The sequence below is a fragment of the Phyllobacterium sp. P5_D12 genome, assembly GCF_054049495.1.
Genome location: NZ_JBFUMG010000010.1, coordinates 15,006 through 32,059, shown reverse-complemented (window position 1 = coordinate 32,059; position 17,054 = coordinate 15,006). Strand labels below are relative to the sequence as shown.

The 17,054-nt window shown below is 58.9% G+C and carries 21 protein-coding genes and 2 pseudogenes; 10 read left to right on the top strand and 13 right to left on the bottom strand.

All coding sequences use genetic code 11. The features are described from left to right. The first annotated feature begins 146 nt into the window (after nucleotides 1-146). The gene (locus ACXJ5O_RS01830; protein ID WP_457298386.1) at nucleotides 147-497 is read left to right on the top strand and encodes an ethanolamine utilization protein; all 351 of its coding nucleotides are present in this window, start codon (nucleotides 147-149) and stop codon (nucleotides 495-497) included. A gap of 141 nt (nucleotides 498-638) precedes the next feature. On the opposite strand, the gene ACXJ5O_RS01825 is transcribed toward ACXJ5O_RS01830, so the two are convergent. Beyond that, a complete protein-coding gene (locus ACXJ5O_RS01825) occupies nucleotides 639-884 on the bottom strand; it encodes a hypothetical protein (protein ID WP_457298381.1) in 246 nt (81 codons plus the stop codon). Between the two features lie 38 nt (nucleotides 885-922). Here ACXJ5O_RS01825 and ACXJ5O_RS01820 point away from each other — a divergent pair. Together ACXJ5O_RS01820 and ACXJ5O_RS01815 are read left to right on the top strand one after the other, a co-directional pair. Next, nucleotides 923-1,264 (top strand): annotated as a pseudogene (locus ACXJ5O_RS01820) (LysR substrate-binding domain-containing protein); the annotation flags it as partial. A gap of 178 nt (nucleotides 1,265-1,442) precedes the next feature. Continuing rightward, nucleotides 1,443-2,279 carry an oxidoreductase gene (locus ACXJ5O_RS01815; protein WP_457298380.1) on the top strand — a complete coding sequence of 279 codons (837 nt, stop codon included), beginning with the start codon at nucleotides 1,443-1,445 and terminating at the stop codon, nucleotides 2,277-2,279. 307 nt (nucleotides 2,280-2,586) lie between these two features. Here the strand turns inward: ACXJ5O_RS01815 and ACXJ5O_RS01810 are convergent, their stop codons facing one another. From ACXJ5O_RS01810 to ACXJ5O_RS01785, 6 genes are all read right to left on the bottom strand, one after another. Beyond that, the gene (locus ACXJ5O_RS01810; protein WP_457298379.1) at nucleotides 2,587-3,270 is read right to left on the bottom strand and encodes an aquaporin; all 684 of its coding nucleotides are present in this window, start codon (nucleotides 3,268-3,270) and stop codon (nucleotides 2,587-2,589) included. A 122-nt stretch (nucleotides 3,271-3,392) separates the two neighbouring features. Beyond that, entirely contained in the window at nucleotides 3,393-4,325 is a 933-nt protein-coding gene (arsN2, locus tag ACXJ5O_RS01805) for an arsenic resistance N-acetyltransferase ArsN2 (protein WP_457298378.1), read from the bottom strand. Beyond that, nucleotides 4,318-4,674, bottom strand: a complete 357-nt coding sequence (locus ACXJ5O_RS01800) for an ArsR/SmtB family transcription factor (RefSeq protein WP_112524699.1) — start codon at nucleotides 4,672-4,674, stop codon at nucleotides 4,318-4,320. The genes arsN2 and ACXJ5O_RS01800 overlap by 8 nt, the downstream gene beginning before the upstream one ends. Nucleotides 4,675-4,747: 73 nt before the next feature. After that, nucleotides 4,748-4,906 carry a hypothetical protein gene (locus ACXJ5O_RS01795; protein WP_457298377.1) on the bottom strand — a complete coding sequence of 53 codons (159 nt, stop codon included), beginning with the start codon at nucleotides 4,904-4,906 and terminating at the stop codon, nucleotides 4,748-4,750. Continuing rightward, nucleotides 4,872-5,273: a hypothetical protein gene (locus tag ACXJ5O_RS01790; RefSeq protein WP_457298376.1), complete on the bottom strand. Its 402-nt coding sequence runs from the start codon at nucleotides 5,271-5,273 to the stop codon at nucleotides 4,872-4,874. Before ACXJ5O_RS01790 ends, ACXJ5O_RS01795 begins: the two co-directional genes overlap by 35 nt. A gap of 18 nt (nucleotides 5,274-5,291) precedes the next feature. Further along, on the bottom strand, nucleotides 5,292-5,480 hold the full coding sequence (locus tag ACXJ5O_RS01785) for a hypothetical protein (RefSeq protein WP_457298385.1): 189 nt from the start codon (nucleotides 5,478-5,480) through the stop codon (nucleotides 5,292-5,294). 23 nt (nucleotides 5,481-5,503) lie between these two features. On the opposite strand from ACXJ5O_RS01785, the gene ACXJ5O_RS01780 reads away from it, so the two are divergent. From ACXJ5O_RS01780 to ACXJ5O_RS01770, 3 genes are read left to right on the top strand one after another with little or no spacing between them, the layout of a single operon-like run. Further along, complete coding sequence (locus ACXJ5O_RS01780) at nucleotides 5,504-5,998, top strand: acyl-CoA thioesterase (protein WP_457298375.1); 495 nt, start codon at nucleotides 5,504-5,506, stop codon at nucleotides 5,996-5,998. A 47-nt stretch (nucleotides 5,999-6,045) separates the two neighbouring features. Then, entirely contained in the window at nucleotides 6,046-7,035 is a 990-nt protein-coding gene (locus ACXJ5O_RS01775) for a cupin domain-containing protein (protein ID WP_457298374.1), read from the top strand. A gap of 60 nt (nucleotides 7,036-7,095) precedes the next feature. Then, on the top strand, nucleotides 7,096-8,304 hold the full coding sequence (locus tag ACXJ5O_RS01770; protein ID WP_457298373.1) for an MFS transporter: 1,209 nt from the start codon (nucleotides 7,096-7,098) through the stop codon (nucleotides 8,302-8,304). Between the two features lie 61 nt (nucleotides 8,305-8,365). Here ACXJ5O_RS01770 and ACXJ5O_RS01765 read toward each other — a convergent pair. The 4 genes and pseudogenes from ACXJ5O_RS01765 to ACXJ5O_RS01750 form a co-directional block, all read right to left on the bottom strand. After that, nucleotides 8,366-8,940 (bottom strand): annotated as a pseudogene (locus ACXJ5O_RS01765) (DUF308 domain-containing protein). A gap of 116 nt (nucleotides 8,941-9,056) precedes the next feature. Continuing rightward, entirely contained in the window at nucleotides 9,057-9,686 is a 630-nt protein-coding gene (locus tag ACXJ5O_RS01760; RefSeq protein ID WP_457298372.1) for a hypothetical protein, read from the bottom strand. A gap of 76 nt (nucleotides 9,687-9,762) precedes the next feature. Continuing rightward, complete coding sequence (locus tag ACXJ5O_RS01755; protein WP_457298371.1) at nucleotides 9,763-10,353, bottom strand: TetR/AcrR family transcriptional regulator; 591 nt, start codon at nucleotides 10,351-10,353, stop codon at nucleotides 9,763-9,765. Nucleotides 10,354-10,411: 58 nt separating this feature from the next. Continuing rightward, entirely contained in the window at nucleotides 10,412-11,239 is an 828-nt protein-coding gene (locus tag ACXJ5O_RS01750) for an oxidoreductase (protein ID WP_457298370.1), read from the bottom strand. A 79-nt stretch (nucleotides 11,240-11,318) separates the two neighbouring features. Here ACXJ5O_RS01750 and ACXJ5O_RS01745 point away from each other — a divergent pair, with 79 nt between their 5' ends. Continuing rightward, nucleotides 11,319-12,245 carry an AraC family transcriptional regulator N-terminal domain-containing protein gene (locus ACXJ5O_RS01745; protein ID WP_457298384.1) on the top strand — a complete coding sequence of 309 codons (927 nt, stop codon included), beginning with the start codon at nucleotides 11,319-11,321 and terminating at the stop codon, nucleotides 12,243-12,245. Between the two features lie 69 nt (nucleotides 12,246-12,314). On the opposite strand, the gene ACXJ5O_RS01740 is transcribed toward ACXJ5O_RS01745, so the two are convergent. Together ACXJ5O_RS01740 and ACXJ5O_RS01735 are read right to left on the bottom strand one after the other, a co-directional pair. Then, the gene (locus ACXJ5O_RS01740; protein ID WP_457298383.1) at nucleotides 12,315-12,776 is read right to left on the bottom strand and encodes a DUF4126 family protein; all 462 of its coding nucleotides are present in this window, start codon (nucleotides 12,774-12,776) and stop codon (nucleotides 12,315-12,317) included. 141 nt (nucleotides 12,777-12,917) lie between these two features. Beyond that, nucleotides 12,918-13,919, bottom strand: coding sequence for a GlxA family transcriptional regulator (locus tag ACXJ5O_RS01735; protein ID WP_457298382.1), 1,002 nt, complete (start codon nucleotides 13,917-13,919; stop codon nucleotides 12,918-12,920). Between the two features lie 110 nt (nucleotides 13,920-14,029). Here ACXJ5O_RS01735 and ACXJ5O_RS01730 point away from each other — a divergent pair, with 110 nt between their 5' ends. The 3 genes from ACXJ5O_RS01730 (at nucleotide 14,030) to ACXJ5O_RS01720 (ending at nucleotide 17,049) form a co-directional block, all read left to right on the top strand. Next, nucleotides 14,030-14,671, top strand: coding sequence for an HD domain-containing protein (locus ACXJ5O_RS01730; RefSeq protein WP_457298369.1), 642 nt, complete (start codon nucleotides 14,030-14,032; stop codon nucleotides 14,669-14,671). Between the two features lie 86 nt (nucleotides 14,672-14,757). Further along, nucleotides 14,758-14,958: a hypothetical protein gene (locus tag ACXJ5O_RS01725; RefSeq protein ID WP_457298368.1), complete on the top strand. Its 201-nt coding sequence runs from the start codon at nucleotides 14,758-14,760 to the stop codon at nucleotides 14,956-14,958. A gap of 102 nt (nucleotides 14,959-15,060) precedes the next feature. Then, complete coding sequence (locus tag ACXJ5O_RS01720; RefSeq protein ID WP_457298367.1) at nucleotides 15,061-17,049, top strand: putative bifunctional diguanylate cyclase/phosphodiesterase; 1,989 nt, start codon at nucleotides 15,061-15,063, stop codon at nucleotides 17,047-17,049. Nucleotides 17,050-17,054: the final 5 nt, after the last annotated feature.

Sequence of the window (17,054 nt, the reverse complement as noted above, 5' to 3'; positions counted from 1 at the left end):
CGTGAGTGCCCCGGTCGTGTTGCAGCGTCGCTGAGCCAGGGCTGGCGAAGTAGGTGTCGCTTCGCCATCTACTATTGCTCGTTGAACCACGAACCTGCTCAGGCGTTATTTTCGGCCAACCTGTTAACCCCACAACGGAGTTATCCATAGCTGTTCAAAAGTTCGCCATCACCGAAGCATCATTCGAGCGCTCGCCTGGACAGGATGGAGAGGTGTTTGCCGGCAATGTGGTCGACCAGCACCGAGGTGGACCAGTTACCATCGGCTTCGGGCGCTACGGGCCTAACCAAAGTCTTGTCGAGACGCTGGCCGTTGATGACGTCATGGTGGTTCTGGAGGGGCGGCTGTCGGTCGCGACTGACGCCAGCACTATCACCACCGGTCCGGGCGAAATCGTCTATATACCGAAGGGCACGTCGGTCACCATCCACTCGCATGAGCAGGGGGCGATCACCGCCTACGTCACATATCCGCACTGGCAGGAGGCGCTCAAATGAGCTAAGGTTTTCCGATTGCGTGGCTTTAGATAAGTCAGTCGACCGTCAAATTGCTGCGTAACTGCGCTTTTTGGTATCTTTGCTTTTTCGTCTTCATTGGAATTGAACCGCGAACCCGTTGAATGGCATCCAGGCGGGGTATCACGTGCCCATGAGCACACCGTCGACATACCAGCCAGCTGGACCGATGTGGGTCCAATAAGCGCCGACACTTGTCGCGTCGGCCGTCATGTCGCCGACATCAAGGTTGTTCCAGCCGAGCGCCTGTCCCTTTACGTCTGCGTTGATGTTGAATAACCGAAGAAGAGCCGTGTCCCGGTGACCATTGCCGCCGTCGCGTCTAAGGATATCGAGGCCTATCTGGCCCGCCCCACACCGATCCGTCAATCGAGGGATCAACCGTACCGGACCAGCTTTGCTCGACGTCCTGGCCGAATACACGCCCCCAGGCTGCCGAGAAGTTGTCACTCCGAACGGTCAAATTCACGCCGCGGTTCATCGTTAACACGGTGCGCGCTGCAGCCGCCTCCGCCATCGCGGGCGGCGGTTTGACTCGGCTCTATTCGTATCAGGTCGCCGAATATGTGAGAGACGGGCGGCTACAGGTCGTGCTGGCTGATGCCGAGCACCCACCTTTGCCAGTACATCTGCTCACGCCGCACGGCCGGATGTCAGTGCCCAAGGTTCGCGCTTTTGTCGACTTCGCTGCGCCGCGGCTGCGCACTGAATTTGCCCGCATGGCCACTGAAGCAGCCACATTCAGTTGATTATGTCGCTATTCGGCTGAGTGTCTCCCAAACGACGAACATTCTCCGAGCGATCGGTTGGTCTTACAATTCGCGCCAGCGCTGAGGACAGGGGGAACGGTGTCTCCGTTCAAGGGATGGAACTCGGTCCTCCAGGTTGTCTTGATCTGTCGCCGGGCGCACGCGAAAGGGGCGAAGTATGACGAAAGTCAAAACATTTCTGATCACTGGCGTCAGTTCCGGCCTGGGAAAAACGTTTGCCGAGGGCGCCCTGGAGGCAGGGCATGACGTCATCGGCACGCTACGCACCGACGAGGCAGCATCGGCGTTCACCAGTCTCGCACAAGGACGCGCTCACGCGATCCTGCTTGATGTCACCAACTTTGATGCAATTCCCGAGACCGTCGCAAAGGCAACCCGCGAGGTGGGTCCTATCGATGTCCTCGTCAACAATGCCGGTTACGGTCATGAAGGCCTGCTAGAGGAGTCGTCGCTCGGAGACCTGCAACGTCAATTCGACGCCAACGTGTTCGGCGCCGTTGCGATGATAAAGGCCGTGCTCCCCGAAATGCGTGAAAGGCGAACCGGCCATATCATCAACGTCACCTCAATGGCCGGTTTCATCACGATGCCGGGGATCACCTACTACTGCGGTAGCAAGTTCGCGCTGGAAGGCATCTCGGAGGCGCTGGGCAAGGAGGTGAAGCATCTCGGCATTAGTGTTAMGGCGCTGGCTCCGGGGCAGTTCCGAACGGACTGGGCCGGACGTTCGATGGTGCGGTGCTCACGCAAAATCCCCGAATATGACGCGGTGATGGATCCGATCCGCGCGGTGCGGCAGGCTAAGAGCGGAACCCAGCCCGGCGATCCTGCAAAGGCCGCCCAGGCTCTGCTGAAATTAGTCGAGACAGAGAACCCACCAGCAAGGCTATATCTCGGCGCCGACGCTCTCAAGCTTGTCGAGGAAAAAATTGGGGTGATAAAGGCTGAAATCGCTGCGTGGGAAAGCTTGTCTCAATCGACAAACTTTGATTGAACCACAGTGGAATTCGTTCATCCCGACCCGAACAAATAACAACTGGCTGGCGTTGGCCGGGACATCTGTCGGCCGGGAATGTCGAGCACAATACACACCGTGCGATGTCTGCCCGGTCCCGGCGCTACTCGCAACAATCTCTGCTCGCTACCGGAATTCCTTCAGCGCGTTGGGCTTTGCGTCGCTAAGCGAAATAAAACAGGCCGATATTTGGGCACCGGTACCAGATGGGGTAAATGTCCATCGCATCAAGCAATTGCTCAGTGTCAGCGACACATCATCCGGACCGTAAATAGTGACGCTCAGATCATTGTCCTTTTGATTGGTCAAGTGGTTCGGTCGCCAGCATCCAATTGGCCAGTGCCATTGCAAGCAATGCACCGACCAGCTCCGCAATGATAAAGCCGGGTAGATCAAGCGGACGGATACCCGCGAAAGTGTCCGAGAGGGACCGTGCAATAGCGACGGCTGGATTGGCGAACGAAGTTGAGGCAGTGAACCAGTAGGCGGCCGTGATGTACAGTCCAACTAGCCAACCGATTGCATCCGGCCGGAATCGAAGGCCAGCAAGGATGGTGAATATCAGGCCAAAGGCGGCGACAACTTCTGCGATCCATTGCCCGCTACCGGTGCGAATGGTCCTTGAAACCTCGATAATTGGAAGCTCAAACATGGCATGCGCCATGAACGATCCGACAACACCCCCCAGTATCTGCATGGCGATATAGAAGAGCGCGGCAATAGGCTCGATATCCCTTCGCAGCGCGAAGACCATCGTGACCGCGGGATTGAAGTGTGCGCCCGAGACTGGTCCCAGAATAGTGATTAGCACCACCAGGATAGCGCCAGTTGGAATGGTGTTGCCGAGCAGCGAAAGCGCCGCATCGTTGGTCAGTCGGTCGGCCATAATTCCCGAACCGACGACCGTTGCAACAAGTATTGCCGTGCCAAGTGCTTCTGCCGCGAGGCGGCGGGACAGTTCCGGTGTCACGACCTTTGAACCGCCGTCGACAGATTGCAGCCGAGTTCGTCGGATCCGAGTGCGACACTGACGACGCTGCGCAAGGCCACCCCAACGGCGAGATAGTGCTCGAAGATGGACATGGCTCTTCCTCAGATGGAAACTGATCGCGTCAGGACAAACGCTGTCGCGGGGCAAAGCCTGGATGCTTCCGGCGATGCCAAGATTGCAGCGGGCACAGCGCTTCGGTCGACCGTATGGAAGCCGAGTTTGCCTCGGAATGGTGCGGCATTGGTCGTCAGTAGATAGCCCGTTTCCGCTCCCTGGATGTCAGCATACCGGAGCAACAAACGTGTGATGGCACTGCCATGTCCATGCTTTTGCGCCGCGGGCGGCACTGTAATCGAGCGCAGGAGTGCATCCTTTCCGTAGAATTCGATGCCGCCATATCCGACAGGGTTGCCCTGGCGATCGGCAAAGCGAAAGAACTTGCCTTTGGACTCGGCAAGATCCTCGGTCGGCAATGATGCTGCTTGAAGAGCCGTCGCGAAGTCCGAATCGATCGAATTTATTTCTTCCGCTTCCAGCCCCTCACGGCGGCCGATGGCTTGCAGCTTTGTTGTCAGCCATAGCCGATCGACGGAATCGTGCTTCAGGTTGAGGAATGCCATGATCCTGTTCTTCATGTAGCGGGCGGCCTCCGAGAAGGCTCTCTCCTTTTCGATGTCGATTCCTTCGACAGCGGCAGGGTCTTCGATACCCCAATGAGCGGTCATGGGATGGCCTGGCCAAACCGGACACACCTCTCCCGCCGCGCTGTCGCAAACCGTAAAAATAAAGTCCATCTCCGGTGCGCCCGGTTCGGCAAATTCGTCCCAGCTCTTGGAACGAAAACCTCCCGTCGGATAACCGAGAGCATCGAGGACCTTCAGAGCGAATGGATTGACCTCTCCCTTCGGCTGGCTCCCCGCAGAGTATGCGCGAAAGCGTCCCTTGCCCTCCGTGTTCAAGATCGATTCTGCCAGGATCGAGCGCGCCGAGTTTCCAGTGCAGAGAAAGAGAACATTATAGACGCGATCATGCATTGAGATTCTCCTTGGGCGGGCAGCACGGGACGATGTCGGCAAGCACTGGTGCACAAATGTCGGGATGGCCCGCGCAGCAATCCTTCAAAAGATAGTTGATGGCTGCACGCAGGTTTTCGAAGTTGGCATGATAGATGATGGAACGGCTTTGCCGCTCAGACGAGATCAAGCCCGCCCGAGAAAGGATCGCGAGATGGGTTGACATGGTATTTTGCGGAACATCGAGGATGCGCGACACCTCTCCCGCCGCGATACCATTTGGCTCGTGCATGACGATGAGCTTGTAAGCATCCATACGTGTTGGCTGCGCGATAGCGGAAAACGCCGCAATGGTTTTATCTTTTTCCATATATCTGGATTTACAGATATTTATTCAGATCGTCAAGTGTACTAACGGCGCCGTTCCGCTGCTGTCTTGCGCCTCAGGCGAACAGGAAGTCGTTGGCTGTAAGGCCGATTTCATGGACCTGGATCGAGTCATCATCGCTCAAGGCAATCTCGGTGTGGTCACCAACGACCGTGATCCTGCCTTCCGTTTCGAGTTGCTCAAAGCTGAGGAAACCGTAGCCGGCAACGTCCAAGACGTCGCCGCTTCCGGCCTGGAAGCCTGAGACGAATGTCGTCGTCGCCAGCGCCAGTGTCGATGCGCAGGTCATTGCTCCAGTCGGCCGTGTTGCTGTCGATGCCGATCCGGACATGGTCGTCGCCGCCGCCCGTCGCTACCTCGGCCCGCTTCACCCCATCGTTAGCGATGTTACGGTCGGCGTCGCCATCGGGATGCACCCAGACATCGACGAAGTTCGAAATCCTGAGCGCCGAGCCGGTAAAATCGGAAATTTCGATGTTCTTGATCGTGTTCCAGATCCGGTTCAACGCGATATCGAGGCTGTCGTCATCCTGCCAGTCGATGCTGATGGCCGGGCGCCCCGGTGTCGGGATCGTTGCCAACCTGAGTGTCGGGGAACTCTACCAGGTTGATCCGGGTGTCGCCCGATGCGGAATCAAAGCTGCCCTCTGCGGTCTGGTTGAACCTGCTTTGGCTATGGCGCCGAGGCTTTTCTCTTCAATCATGGACAGGCCACCACGCACGTTTTCATAACCAGGATTGTTGTAAAGAAGGTCTACGCCGAGAGCGGATAGCTGATACCAATTGATTTGCTAAACAACGGAGGCGCACAATGGATGACGGCACCCATACGAGTCGAATAGAAATGGTCGTCCTGATGACACCCGACATGGCCAACTTCAGCGGCAAGGTCCATGGCGGCGCCCTGCTCAATCTCCTGGACCGCGTCGCCTTCTCCTGTGCATCACGCTTCTCGAAGCAATACGCTGTCACGTTGTCGGTCGATCAGGTCGTGTTCCGTCAGCCTATTATGGTTGGTGAATTGGTGACCTTTCGTGCCTCGATCAACTACGCCGGTCGTACCTCCATGGAAGTCGGCATTCGGGTTGAAGCCGAAGACATCCGCACCGGCGCGCATCGACACACAAACTCCTGCTATTTCACAATGGTGGCCGTGGATGCGGATGGCAAGCCAACCGCAGTGCCGTCATATATTCCAACGACAGAGATCGCGCACCAACGCTTGCGAGCCGCAGAAGCACGGCGAAGCTTGCGACGGGAATTCGAGACACGCTTCAGGGAGGCCGGCTCTGACACGGCCGCCTGAGCCGAATGCTACTTGCCCGCCGGACGTTCGGCATCTATATTGGCTAAATGCTTGACCATTCGTCCCGACCGTCTACGCCGCCACATATGCCTATGGATGCGCTCAGCGAAGTCCTGCAGGACTTTCGCTTGAGTGGCGTCAACTATGGCCGCTGCGAGCTCCGACATCCATGGAGCATCGCCTTTCCGCAACAACCGCTGCTTCGTTTTCACTTTGTCAGCCAGGGTCCATGCTGGATGCATACAGAGGCGCAAGGCTGGCAGGAGCTGAACGATGGCGATCTGGTGCTGCTGCCGCAAGGCATCGCCCATCGGCTGGCCAGCGCTCCGGACGTTGTGGGCGATTCGCTCAAGGGTTGTCAGGTGACCAAGTTGGGGAGCAACGTTTGCGAAGTGGTCCGGGAAGGAACGGGCGCGACCAGCACCCTTTTCTGTGGCTCCATGTCCTTGGGCGCCTGTGCGCTCAACCCCTTGATCACTTTGATGCCGCCAATCATCAAGGGCTGCGACGTGGCCGGCAATGACCCGATAGTCGGCCCCTTGCTAGCGGCCATGACAGCGGAGGCCACACAACCGCAGATGGGCAGCGCTACCATCTTGTCTCGTATGGCGGACCTGCTCACAGCGCGGCTCATCCGCTGCTGGGTCAATTGCACCGGAGCCTCGACCACCGGTTGGCTCGCTGCCATCCGCGATCCCCATATCGGCCGCGCCCTCGCAGCCATGCACCGGGACCCGGGCCGCAACTGGACACTCGAAAGCCTCGCAGGCCTCGCAGGCCAATCGCGCTCGATTTTCGCCGAGCGCTTCAGCGCTGTTTTAGGGGAGGGCGCGGCACGCTACCTCGCCCGTCTGCGTATGCAGCTTGCCCGTGATTTGCTGGGACAAAGCGGCATGTCGGTTGCCGAGGTCGCCACCCGCCTGGGCTATGAATCCGAGGCATCTTTCGCTCGCGCGTTCAAACGCATCACCAATGTCTCGCCTGGCGTTGTGCGTCGCACAATTTCCGGACGAATAGACATGGATTTCGGATTTTAGGACACATATCATCCGAAAAGACTCGTCTATCAATATCTCCAAACCCTTGGAGATACTTCAATGACGGACACAACATTACAACTTGATGGCGAGGTCATAGAGCTCGATGCCGCTGCGCCAGCCGAATGGAGCGCGGCCACCTGGTTCGCGGTCCTTTCAATGGCGTCCGCCAGCTTTGCGCTGGTGTCAGCCGAGTTTCTGCCGGCGGGTCTGTTGACGCCAATGGCGCGCGATCTGGGCATCAGCGAGGGAACGGCCGGGCAGGTCGTCACCGCCACCGCTTCCGTCGGCGCCGTGACGGCCTTGTTGAGCAATGTTCTCATCGGCCGGCTGAACCGCAAGACGGTGCTGGTTGGTCTCAGTGCCCTGGCGATCGGCTCCAATATTCTTGCGGCGCTTGCGACCGATTTCTGGCTGTTGTTGCTGGGTCGGGCCGGGTTGGGAATCGCCCTCAGCGCTTTCTGGGCGCTTTCAGTTGCCGTCGTAGCGCGGCTGGTTGGCGCCAATGCGACAGGTCGTGGCATGGCTATCGTCACCCTCGGCGTCTCGCTCGCCACCATTGCCGCACCGTCGATGGGCGCGTTGATCAGCGACTGGCTGGGCTGGCGCAGCGCCATGGCGATGACAGCTGGACTGGCCGCGCTTGCCATGCTGCTGCAGTTTCTTAGCCTGCCGACCTTGCCCGCAACCACAAGCAACAGTCTTGCCGATGTCCTTCGCCTGACACGGCGGCGTGGTATACAGCTCGGCATGCTTGCTATCTTTTTGCTGATGACGGGGCATTTTGCCGGCTCGGTCTATGTGCGCCCCTTCCTCGAACACGTTACGCTCCTTGCGACCGGGCCGATTGCCCTGGCGCTGCTCGGGTTTGGCATCGCCGCTGTGATCGGCAATATTGCCGGCGGCCGCATGGCCGACGCCAATATCCGCATGGCCCTCGCGGTTACCGCCGCATTAATGGCGTTTGCTGCGCTCGCTTTGGTGCTTTGGGGCGCGCATATCGGCGTTGCCTTCGGCTTCGCTACGCTTTGGGGCTTCGCCTTCGGCATGGCGCCGGTGGTGCTGCCGACCAATCTGTCCCGCGCGGCCCCTGACGCGCTTGAGGCAGCGGGCAGCTTGATGGTCGCCTCTTTCCAGGTCGCCATCACTATCGGCGCAGTTGTCGGCGGCTATGTTGTGGACACCTATGGCGCCACGGGGCCCTTGACCCTTACCGCCATCCTTGCTGCATCGACAGTCGTGCTGGCGCTGCTACAGCCCCGCAGCTGATCTTTGCTCCTGAGCACCGGAGAGAGCGAGCAAGCTGGAGAACGCTCTCTCCCCCGCCAAGTCAGGCGGTCTTCCGCCGCATGTGGCTGGCGCTTCGCCATACTGCCGATACGAGGAAATAGAAGGCGCCGAGGCCGGCATACCCCGCAATATTGGCAATGGAAGGCGGTTCGGGCATCCGCGCCTGAGCAATAAAGAATATGCCGGCCACGGCGGATTGGCCGCCGCTGAGGATTATCGCCCACTGGCCGCCACTTGTCCTCCAGCGGCGAAGGGCCGTGCCAAGCTGCAAGACACCCGAGAAGATGGCCCAGAGGCCAAAAGCGCTCAGAACCCAATTCATGCTCATTGTGAGCGCGACAACAACGGCGACCGTCATGACGGAACTGACTGCGACATTGATTGCCTGCGTCCGGTTGTTGCCCAGCCCGCCATTGCGCGATGCATCGACAAAATTGGCCGCGGCATCCCAGGCAGGGAGATGATCAGCAAGGCGGCGGCGATGGAAGCCGATTGCTGGCCGACAGTCAAAGCAGCTGCGACCCAGACGGCAGAAAACCCTGCTCGCGTGAAATAGTATCGCGTCAGCCACTGCTCCTTCTCGCGAGAAGCGATGGTCGTTTGGTAGTGTGTCACAGAAATATCTTTCCAATTGTTGTGGGGGCATGAAACGGCTGCTCAGCACGTTCGTATGCGCGTAGCAATCGCCGGTCGAACCGGTAGGGCACCAGAGCGACCGGCGACGACGTGTCTCACATGGGCGGAACCACGCCATTCTTGCCGACAAGGACCTGATGGGCGATGGTGCCGGTTGCAGCCTTCTCCGCAGGGACGAAGACGATGGCGCCGGGAATGAGATCATCCTTGGTCGCCGGAGCAAAGGTCACGACAGGCGTGCCATCCGGTATAGAGATCTTCTTTTCCTTGCCGTGATAGGAAACGGTGACCGTCCGGCCGTCGATGTCTTTAACTGCATTTGCTACGGTGGCATTGGTCATGCTGCTGTCGGGTTTAAGGTCCCAACCATAGCTGCCCTCGCCTGCACCTTTCAGTGCCGGCGGGAAGATGAGCACTTCAAGCGCGCCGTCACCACCGCCTTGTTTCGGCAGAGATKCGATCCCGACAAAGTCGCCGGGCTTGATGTCAGTGACCTTTGCGTTTGCCACGCTGGAAACTTTCCAGTCGTCGGCAAGAGCGACATCGACAGTCTCTCCTTCGCGCGTCTTCACCTTGAGCGTGGACGCGCTGTAGCTGACGATGCTGCCCCTGACATGGATTTGCTGGGCCTTTTTATCTTCGGCATGTACAGGCGACGCTGGAACAGCCATCGCCGCGATACCGGATAGTCCTAGCACGAGAGCGGTGAGAATATTTTTCATCATTTTGACCTTCCTACTGGTTGGTAGTTTTACTGACTGAACTTGTCACTCCGGGCGGGTTTGCATCCGCCCGAAGCTTTTATTGAGCGACCGTCGGAGACAGTCGCTGCAAGGTGGGCGCCAGGATGGCGGGGAACACTTCCGGTGTTCCGTAGGMCCGCGCTGAAAGCATGGCTCCGTGGACATACGCCATGAACGCCTCAGCCTCGACGCGAGGTTGGCTTGACAGATTCAAAGCTCCCTCCCTGGAGCCTCGTTCCATGACTGAAGTCAGCCATGCCGAGAGAAAGCGGAAAAAAGCCTTCACCTCCTCCGCGATTTCCGGCGGCAACGCTGGCAGTTCACTTGCCAGCAGAGCGCACACGCAAAAGGGCCTGCTTGCGTCCTCGATGCATCTGGCCCAGTGGCCCGCATAGGCTTTGAGGAGCTCGAGTGGGTCCTGCACGCCTTGCTCCAGAGCCGCCACACCCACTTCGGCATCTTCACGATATTGCTTCACAAGCGTGCGGACCAAATCGACCTTGCTCGGAAAATGATGATGAATGCTGGCCTTGCGAATGCCGACGACCCCCGCAATGTCAGCATAGCTGAAGCCGTTATATCCTCCGCTCATGATCAGTGTTCGTGCGGAAGCCAGGATTTCGTCGGATGTCGTCAAAAGATTGCTCATATCCTATGTCTACCTTCTGGTAGGGAGGCTGTCAAGTGAGAAGGCAGAGTTGGCACCATCACCCATCGGTCGAGACGGTGACAGACTTCCGCGCCTCGATCTCCTGCTGGAGGCGCTCAATTCTATCCGACACATGCTCGAGGGCATCGCTGCCGAGCAGAAGCTGCGGCGGAGGATTATCGGACTCGACCAGGCTTAAAACGGCGGCCGCCAGTTTGGCGGGGTCCCCGAGCTGCCTGCCGCTTTTCGCCTGGCGCGCCTCGCGTATCGGATCAAAAAGGGCATCGTAGTCGGCGATTGATCTCTCCGTGCGGACCATCGATCGTCCGGCCCAGTCCGTCCGGAAGGAACCGGGGCAGAGGGCAGTCACGCGGACACCGAACGGGGCCATTTCCGAGCGCATCACTTCCGATATGCCCTGAAGCGCGAACTTGCTACCGCAATAATATGCAATGCCGGGCATGGTGATCATGCCGCCCATCGAAGTGACGTTGACGATGAAACCACTGCGTCGCGCGCGAAACCGCGGAAGAAATGCCTTGGCAACCGCAACCGCGCCGAAGACGTTCACATCGAACTGTCGGCGCATCGCTTCTATTGGCGACTCCTCAAGCACACCCTCGTGGCCGTAACCGGCATTGTTGATCAGCACATCAACAGGTCCATGCTCGTCCTCCGCCCGCCGGACGACATCCGGTATGCGGTCGAAGTCTGTCACGTCGCAGAGGGCTGCTCGGACTGCAGGAAGGGCCTCGGCGAGCGCCATGCGTGACGTCTCTGAACGAACAGTGCCAATCACTTTGTGGCCCATTTGGACGGCGGCGGACGCAATGGCGAGGCCGAAACCAGAATTCGCTCCGGTGATGAAGAAGATCTTTTGTGACATGATCTGCAAGCTCCTTGATGATGGCAGGATTGACAGATAGTATGAGAAACTGGGTGCTTCGATTGCGGATTATATGAATTTGTTGCCAAATCCTATCAATGCCAAACCCCGGCGATCACGGCGGCGTGAGTTGGTCGAATTGGCCAGAGTTCTCGCCCCTCGTCACGGATACAATCCTACCGCACTCAATTGCGTCCGGATACTCCGCACGGAAGCTGTGCTCCACGACATTCCGGTCCTCTACAAGCCAGGGGCGGTGTTCGTATTGCAGGGAAGCAAGCAGGGCATCCTTGAAGGCGAAACCTACCTCTATGATGAGGAACACTATCTGGCGGTTTCAGTACCCGTTCCATTCCGGATGGAGTCAACGGCCAGTCCGGAGCGGCCATTGCTCGCGGTCTATGTCGATTTCGACATGCAGATGGCAGCCGAGATCGCCATGCAAGTGGAGATGCACGCCGAATTGCCGACGACCAAGCCACGCGGTCTCGTGTCGAGCAGGATGGATGCCAATATCGAGGATGCTCTCACGCGCCTTTTGATGGCACTTCGCAACCCCGTTGAAGTCGCTATCCTTGGTTCCAGCATTTTGCGCGAACTGCATTACCGGGTACTGGTTGGCCCGCAAGGCGGCGCGATGATCGCCGCACTCCAGCAGAAAGGCACATCTGGAAAGGTCGTCCAAAGCCTCATCTGGTTGCGGGAAAACTATAGCTCCGAAATTTCGATCGCCGATCTGGCAACAGAAGCGGGCATGAGCGTTCCTTCCTACCATGTCCATTTCAAGGGCCTCACCGGCAATAGTCCAATGCAATATGTGAAAGCGATACGGCTCCACGAAGCAAGATTGATGATCGCACGCCAGAGCAGGACGATCGCAGAGGTCGCGGGTTCAGTCGGCTACGCGAGCCCGGCTCAATTCAGCCGCGATTTCAAACGGCATTTCGGACGCACGGCCTCGGAAGAAACGAAATGGGTTCGACGTCACCTTGGCGAGGTTGCCTGAACAGGGTGATTGGGACGCTGGTTTTTGGCGCATTGTGGCCTCTCCCCTGCCCGAGTGAAGCCATTGGCGTCACGGCAAAGCAGCGACGATCAGGAAGGCAGCAACTATTGCCACAACGTCCTCGATGATCGCGGCCGGCCGGTCCTGGCCAAAGCTCCGGGCAAGGCGTCCGCGGATGTTGGCGCCCGCCAGAGTGCCAATCACTGCGCCGATCACGCCCGCAACAGCACCGCCTAAAGCCGACCCGCCGCTGATACCGATCGCCGCGCCACACAAGGCGCCCATGACAATACGCGCACCAAATTGCACCGGCACCTTTCGGCTTGGCGTGGACGGCAGTTGGTCGGTGATCAACTCCACGATTGCCAGGGCGGTGAATATCCAGGGTGTGAATGCATAACCGAGGAATGCGAGCCAACTGTCGCCAAGATGCAGCCAACCGAGGTGAGCCGCCCAGCTGATAGCTGCCGGAGCCGTCATTGCACGCAAACCAGCTACAATCCCGATTAGAAGTGCCAAGAGCAAGATCATCATGTTCCTTTGTCCAATCCGGTAGCAGGTCCATTTTCGATGTGAATATGACACGAACAAAGTTTGGTGCAACTCCAGCGCGCCACAGCCTTCCACGGGCAACCGCGCTTGGGTGACTTGCGCTCGTATCGACGCAGCCCCCTATCTGTTTCGAGAAGTGGCGACTTTCATATCCTCCCGTGCATATCTCTTCCGGTATTCCGCCGGTGTCACACCGACGCGCCGGACAAAGGCGCGCCGCAGCGTGTCAACATCGGCAAACCCGCATCGTCCGGCAACCTGCTTCGGGGCAGCGTCTCCGCTCTCGAGCAGGTCCCGTGCGGCGGTGACGCGCGCTTCCTCCACCCAGTCCCCCGGCGTCATGCCGACCTCCTGGCGGAAGAGGCGGGCGAAATGGCGTGAGCTCAGCCCCGTTCGCTGCGCGAGGCTTGCGACACTATGGTCTTCGGCGGGGTTCGCGGCAACCCAGCGCTGCACCTCCTGCAGTGCCGACCGGCCAACAGGCGCCGCCTCGCCTTTCCGGCTGAACTGCATCTGCCCGCCCGGCCGCTTGAAGAACATCACGAGCTGTCCCGCTACCCGCATCGCCACCTCGCGGCCAAGATCTTCCTCGACCAGAGCCAGCGCCAGATCGAGACCGGCGGTGACGCCCGCGGCCGTCCACAGGCGGCCATCGCGGATGTGGAGTGCGTCGGCGTCGACGGTCACACCCGGAAATTCCTGAGCCAGCCGCTCGGCCACTGCCCAATGGGTCGTGGCCCGCTTTCCGTCCAGCAGGCCCGCCTGCGCAAGAAAGAACGCGCCGCTGCAGACCGAACCATAGCGGCGCGTGGCGGGCGTCACGGATCGCAGCCAATCGACCACCCCGTCATCCCGCGGCACGTCCGCCGCGTTCGGCGCACCCGCCACCAGCAATGTATCGATCTTGAAGCCCGGACTTTCACCGACGACCATGTCCGGTATCAGCCGCGCGCCCGATGAGCTTCGGACGGCGCCCGGCCGGGTACCAAGGACGCAGAGCTCATAGACCGTCCGGCCGGCCTGCACATTCGCCTCGGCAAAAACATCGAGCGGCCCCGACACATCCAGCAGCTGAACGCCGGGCACTGCCAGAATTGCAACCCTCAACGGCTTGCTCGGCATCGTTCCATGGCCCTTTCTGGTGGAGAATGGCTGTATTCGTCGTGAAACGGTAATTGCAGCCAAACTAGCGCATCCCTTACACTTTGCCAACAGAAAGAAGGAGAAGTCCCATGGCATTGACAATCGAAGGGGTCAGCATCCCCGACAGCAAGCTCGCACGCGAGGTCACTGAACTCGTGCGCGACACCGCTTCGCCACTGTTGTTTCACCATTCGAGCCGCGTCTATTATTTCGGGGCGCTCGCCGGCAAGCATCGCGGCCTCGTGTTCGATCCGGAGCTGCTCTATGCCGGCGCCATGTTCCACGACATGGGGCTGACCCATCAGCACAGCAGTTTGCATGAGCGGTTCGAGGTCGATGGTGCCAACGCCGCCCGCGATTTTCTGCGCGGACATGGCATAGCACAGACCGACATCGATCTCGTCTGGACCGCCATCGCGCTGCACACGACACCCGGCATACCGCAGCACATGCACCCGGTCGTCGCGCTTGTGACCGCAGGCGTCGAAATGGACGTGCTCGGACTGACCTATCCCGAATACAGCGATACCGAGCGGGAGACGGTCGTCCACGCCCATCCCCGGAGCGATCACTTCAAGGAGGATATCATCCAGGCCTTCTATGATGGCATCAAGCATAAGCCCGACACCACCTTCGGCAACGTCAAGGCCGATGTACTTGCCGACAAGGACCCGCATTTCCACCGGGGCAATTTCTGCAGCGTCATCCGCGGCTCGGCGTGGAAGGCATAGCCAAGATTAAGCACGAGGTCTTTTTTGTGTGCACTTCAATGACTATCTAAGGGTCAAATCGAAGCACATACAAAGGAGCCACGGCGATGTCCCGGCTAGACACGACCGTTCGCGTGTTCATTGTCGAGGGACGGTTGACGATAACGGCAATCAAATATCCATGCGTCAAGGACGCCTTGCACGCGGTACACAAACATCCGGTCCTGCAGGTGGAGGTCGAGGGTGAAGACATCATGCTGCCGGAGGAGTTCATGACCTATTGCGCAGACCGCGGCCTGAAAAATTAACAATGGTCGGGCGTGTCTGCCCGCTCGCAAAAGTTACTAATAATTATGCAGAAGGCGGTTAAGTTGTCTTCCCAATAACGATGCATTTCTGGCAGAGACGCGATGAGTCCCAACCAACCTGCAGAAGCGCTTGCGCTACCCTTGCAGCATCTGATCGCCGCCGACCAGCTCCTGGCCGTGCGCCGCAGCATGCTCATTTCCGTTCCCGTCAGTATTATCCTGGGATTGATCAGTCTGCTCGTCGCTCTTCACTACGGACAAGGACTGGCGGGGTTGTTGTGGTTTCTCGCCTCAAGCCTCGTGAATGCGGCCCGGATGCTCCTGTGCCGTTTTCCAGTGCGGCTGCTTGACCCCGCCGGTCCGGTTGAGCCGAAGAACCTCGATCCCGCCTCGGTAAGACAACATCTCTTTCTGCAGTCGGCCATGGCCGCGACCTCAGGTGTCGTGTGGGCCTTCATCGCCGTTCTGTGCGACGGTTTTACCGCGCCGCAATCGGTATTTTATCTGGTCGTCCTGTGCGGAATCACTGCGGGCGCGGTAACCGCCGGTTTTGCCTATGCGCTGATGCCGATCTGCTACATTGTCCCGGTTCTCTTGTCGGTGGCCGGATGCCTCGTCTTTGCCGGTGGTTTTGACCGGTATTGTCTGGCAGCAACGACGATAATTTATCTCGCCGCCTTGATCCGTGGCGCACGGGAAAGCGAAGGACTGTTCCGGCAGTCCAGCAGGCTGAAGAACGAGGCCACCGCCATGGCGATCTCTCTGGAAGCGGCAAGGGATCAGGCGACGCAAGCCGCCGCCGAAATGGGACATCGCGCCGCCCACGATGAACTGACCGGACTTCTCAATCGCAGCGGGTTCATGCAGGAGGTTGCATCTCTACCGTCCTCCAGCACGGCCGGGTTCGCGCTCATGCTTCTCGATCTCGATGGCTTCAAATCGATCAATGACGCCTTCGGTCACAAAGCGGGCGACAGGGTGCTTGTGGAAGTCGGCCGGAGGCTTCGTCAGAGTCTGAGTAACGACGTACTTGTGGCACGTCTGGGCGGCGACGAATTTGCTGTTCTGCTGGATACCGCCAGCTATGATGAGACGCCGTCGATACTCGCCACCAAATTGATCGCCGCAATATCCATTCCGTTCGCCACCTTCGATGCCGGCCGCATCGGCGTCAGCATCGGCGTTTGTGTATCCAGCGAACGGGATGTCGACGAGATGCTGGTCCGTGCGGATGCAGCGCTTTACAGGGCGAAGTCACAGGGTCGTAATCGGCATTATGTATTCGACGACGACTTGCGCGATCACCTCGCGATGCGGCGCGATATAGAGCGCGACGTCGCCAAGGCATTGAGCAATGACGCATTGGAGGTCTGGTTTCAGCCAATCTTTGGAAATGGCGGGCGCAAGATTACCGATCTGGAAGCGTTGGTACGCTGGAAACATCCGCGGCACGGCTGGATTCCCCCAACGGATCTGGTAGCGGTCGCATCGTTCTCCGGCTTTGCGGAACCGCTCTTCCGATACATATTGAAGGACGTCTGCACCATGATGCAGACATTGCGCGCAATGAACCTTGGTCACTTGCGGGTGGCGATGAACATGTCTCCGCGCGAGATGTCTCAACTCGCTGTGGACGACCTGATAATCGCAAAACTGCGTAAACTCGATCTGCCAGCTTCCATGCTGGAAATCGAGATCACCGAGGACACCGCAAAGGATATCAGCTCGGTGCAAGGCAAACTCGCCGCCTTGGCCAAAGTCGGCGTGCGCATTGCCATCGACGATTTTGGTGTCGGCTATTCGTCGATGTCGTCGCTTCGGCTATTGCATGTCGACCGGATCAAAATAGACCGTTCGTTCATCTACGGCATCGCGGAGTCGGTAGATGATCGCAAAGTCGTGCAGTCCATTCTCGGCCTTGGCAAGTCACTCGGAATTGAGGTCGTCGCCGAAGGCGTCGAGACTGAAGCCGACCTGCGCATTCTGCGGCAACTCGGCTGCGTGACCATGCAGGGTCACTATTTTGCAAAGCCTATGCCGCATCACGAAGCGATCGACTGGATCAACCAGTCCAGATCGCTCGTGCAGTAGTGCGG

Coding starts and splice junctions, on each gene's coding strand:
- ACXJ5O_RS01740 (WP_457298383.1), bottom strand. CDS start 12,776: ATGATCTTGCTCTTGGCACTTCTAATCGGGATTGTAGCTGGTTTGCGT.
- ACXJ5O_RS01800 (WP_112524699.1), bottom strand. CDS start 4,674: ATGGAAAAAGATAAAACCATTGCGGCGTTTTCCGCTATCGCGCAGCCA.
- ACXJ5O_RS01780 (WP_457298375.1), top strand. CDS start 5,504: ATGGATGACGGCACCCATACGAGTCGAATAGAAATGGTCGTCCTGATG.
- ACXJ5O_RS01730 (WP_457298369.1), top strand. CDS start 14,030: ATGGCATTGACAATCGAAGGGGTCAGCATCCCCGACAGCAAGCTCGCA.
- ACXJ5O_RS01735 (WP_457298382.1), bottom strand. CDS start 13,919: ATGCCGAGCAAGCCGTTGAGGGTTGCAATTCTGGCAGTGCCCGGCGTT.
- ACXJ5O_RS01720 (WP_457298367.1), top strand. CDS start 15,061: ATGAGTCCCAACCAACCTGCAGAAGCGCTTGCGCTACCCTTGCAGCAT.
- ACXJ5O_RS01775 (WP_457298374.1), top strand. CDS start 6,046: ATGCTTGACCATTCGTCCCGACCGTCTACGCCGCCACATATGCCTATG.
- ACXJ5O_RS01725 (WP_457298368.1), top strand. CDS start 14,758: ATGTCCCGGCTAGACACGACCGTTCGCGTGTTCATTGTCGAGGGACGG.
- ACXJ5O_RS01770 (WP_457298373.1), top strand. CDS start 7,096: ATGACGGACACAACATTACAACTTGATGGCGAGGTCATAGAGCTCGAT.
- ACXJ5O_RS01750 (WP_457298370.1), bottom strand. CDS start 11,239: ATGTCACAAAAGATCTTCTTCATCACCGGAGCGAATTCTGGTTTCGGC.
- arsN2 (WP_457298378.1), bottom strand. CDS start 4,325: ATGCATGATCGCGTCTATAATGTTCTCTTTCTCTGCACTGGAAACTCG.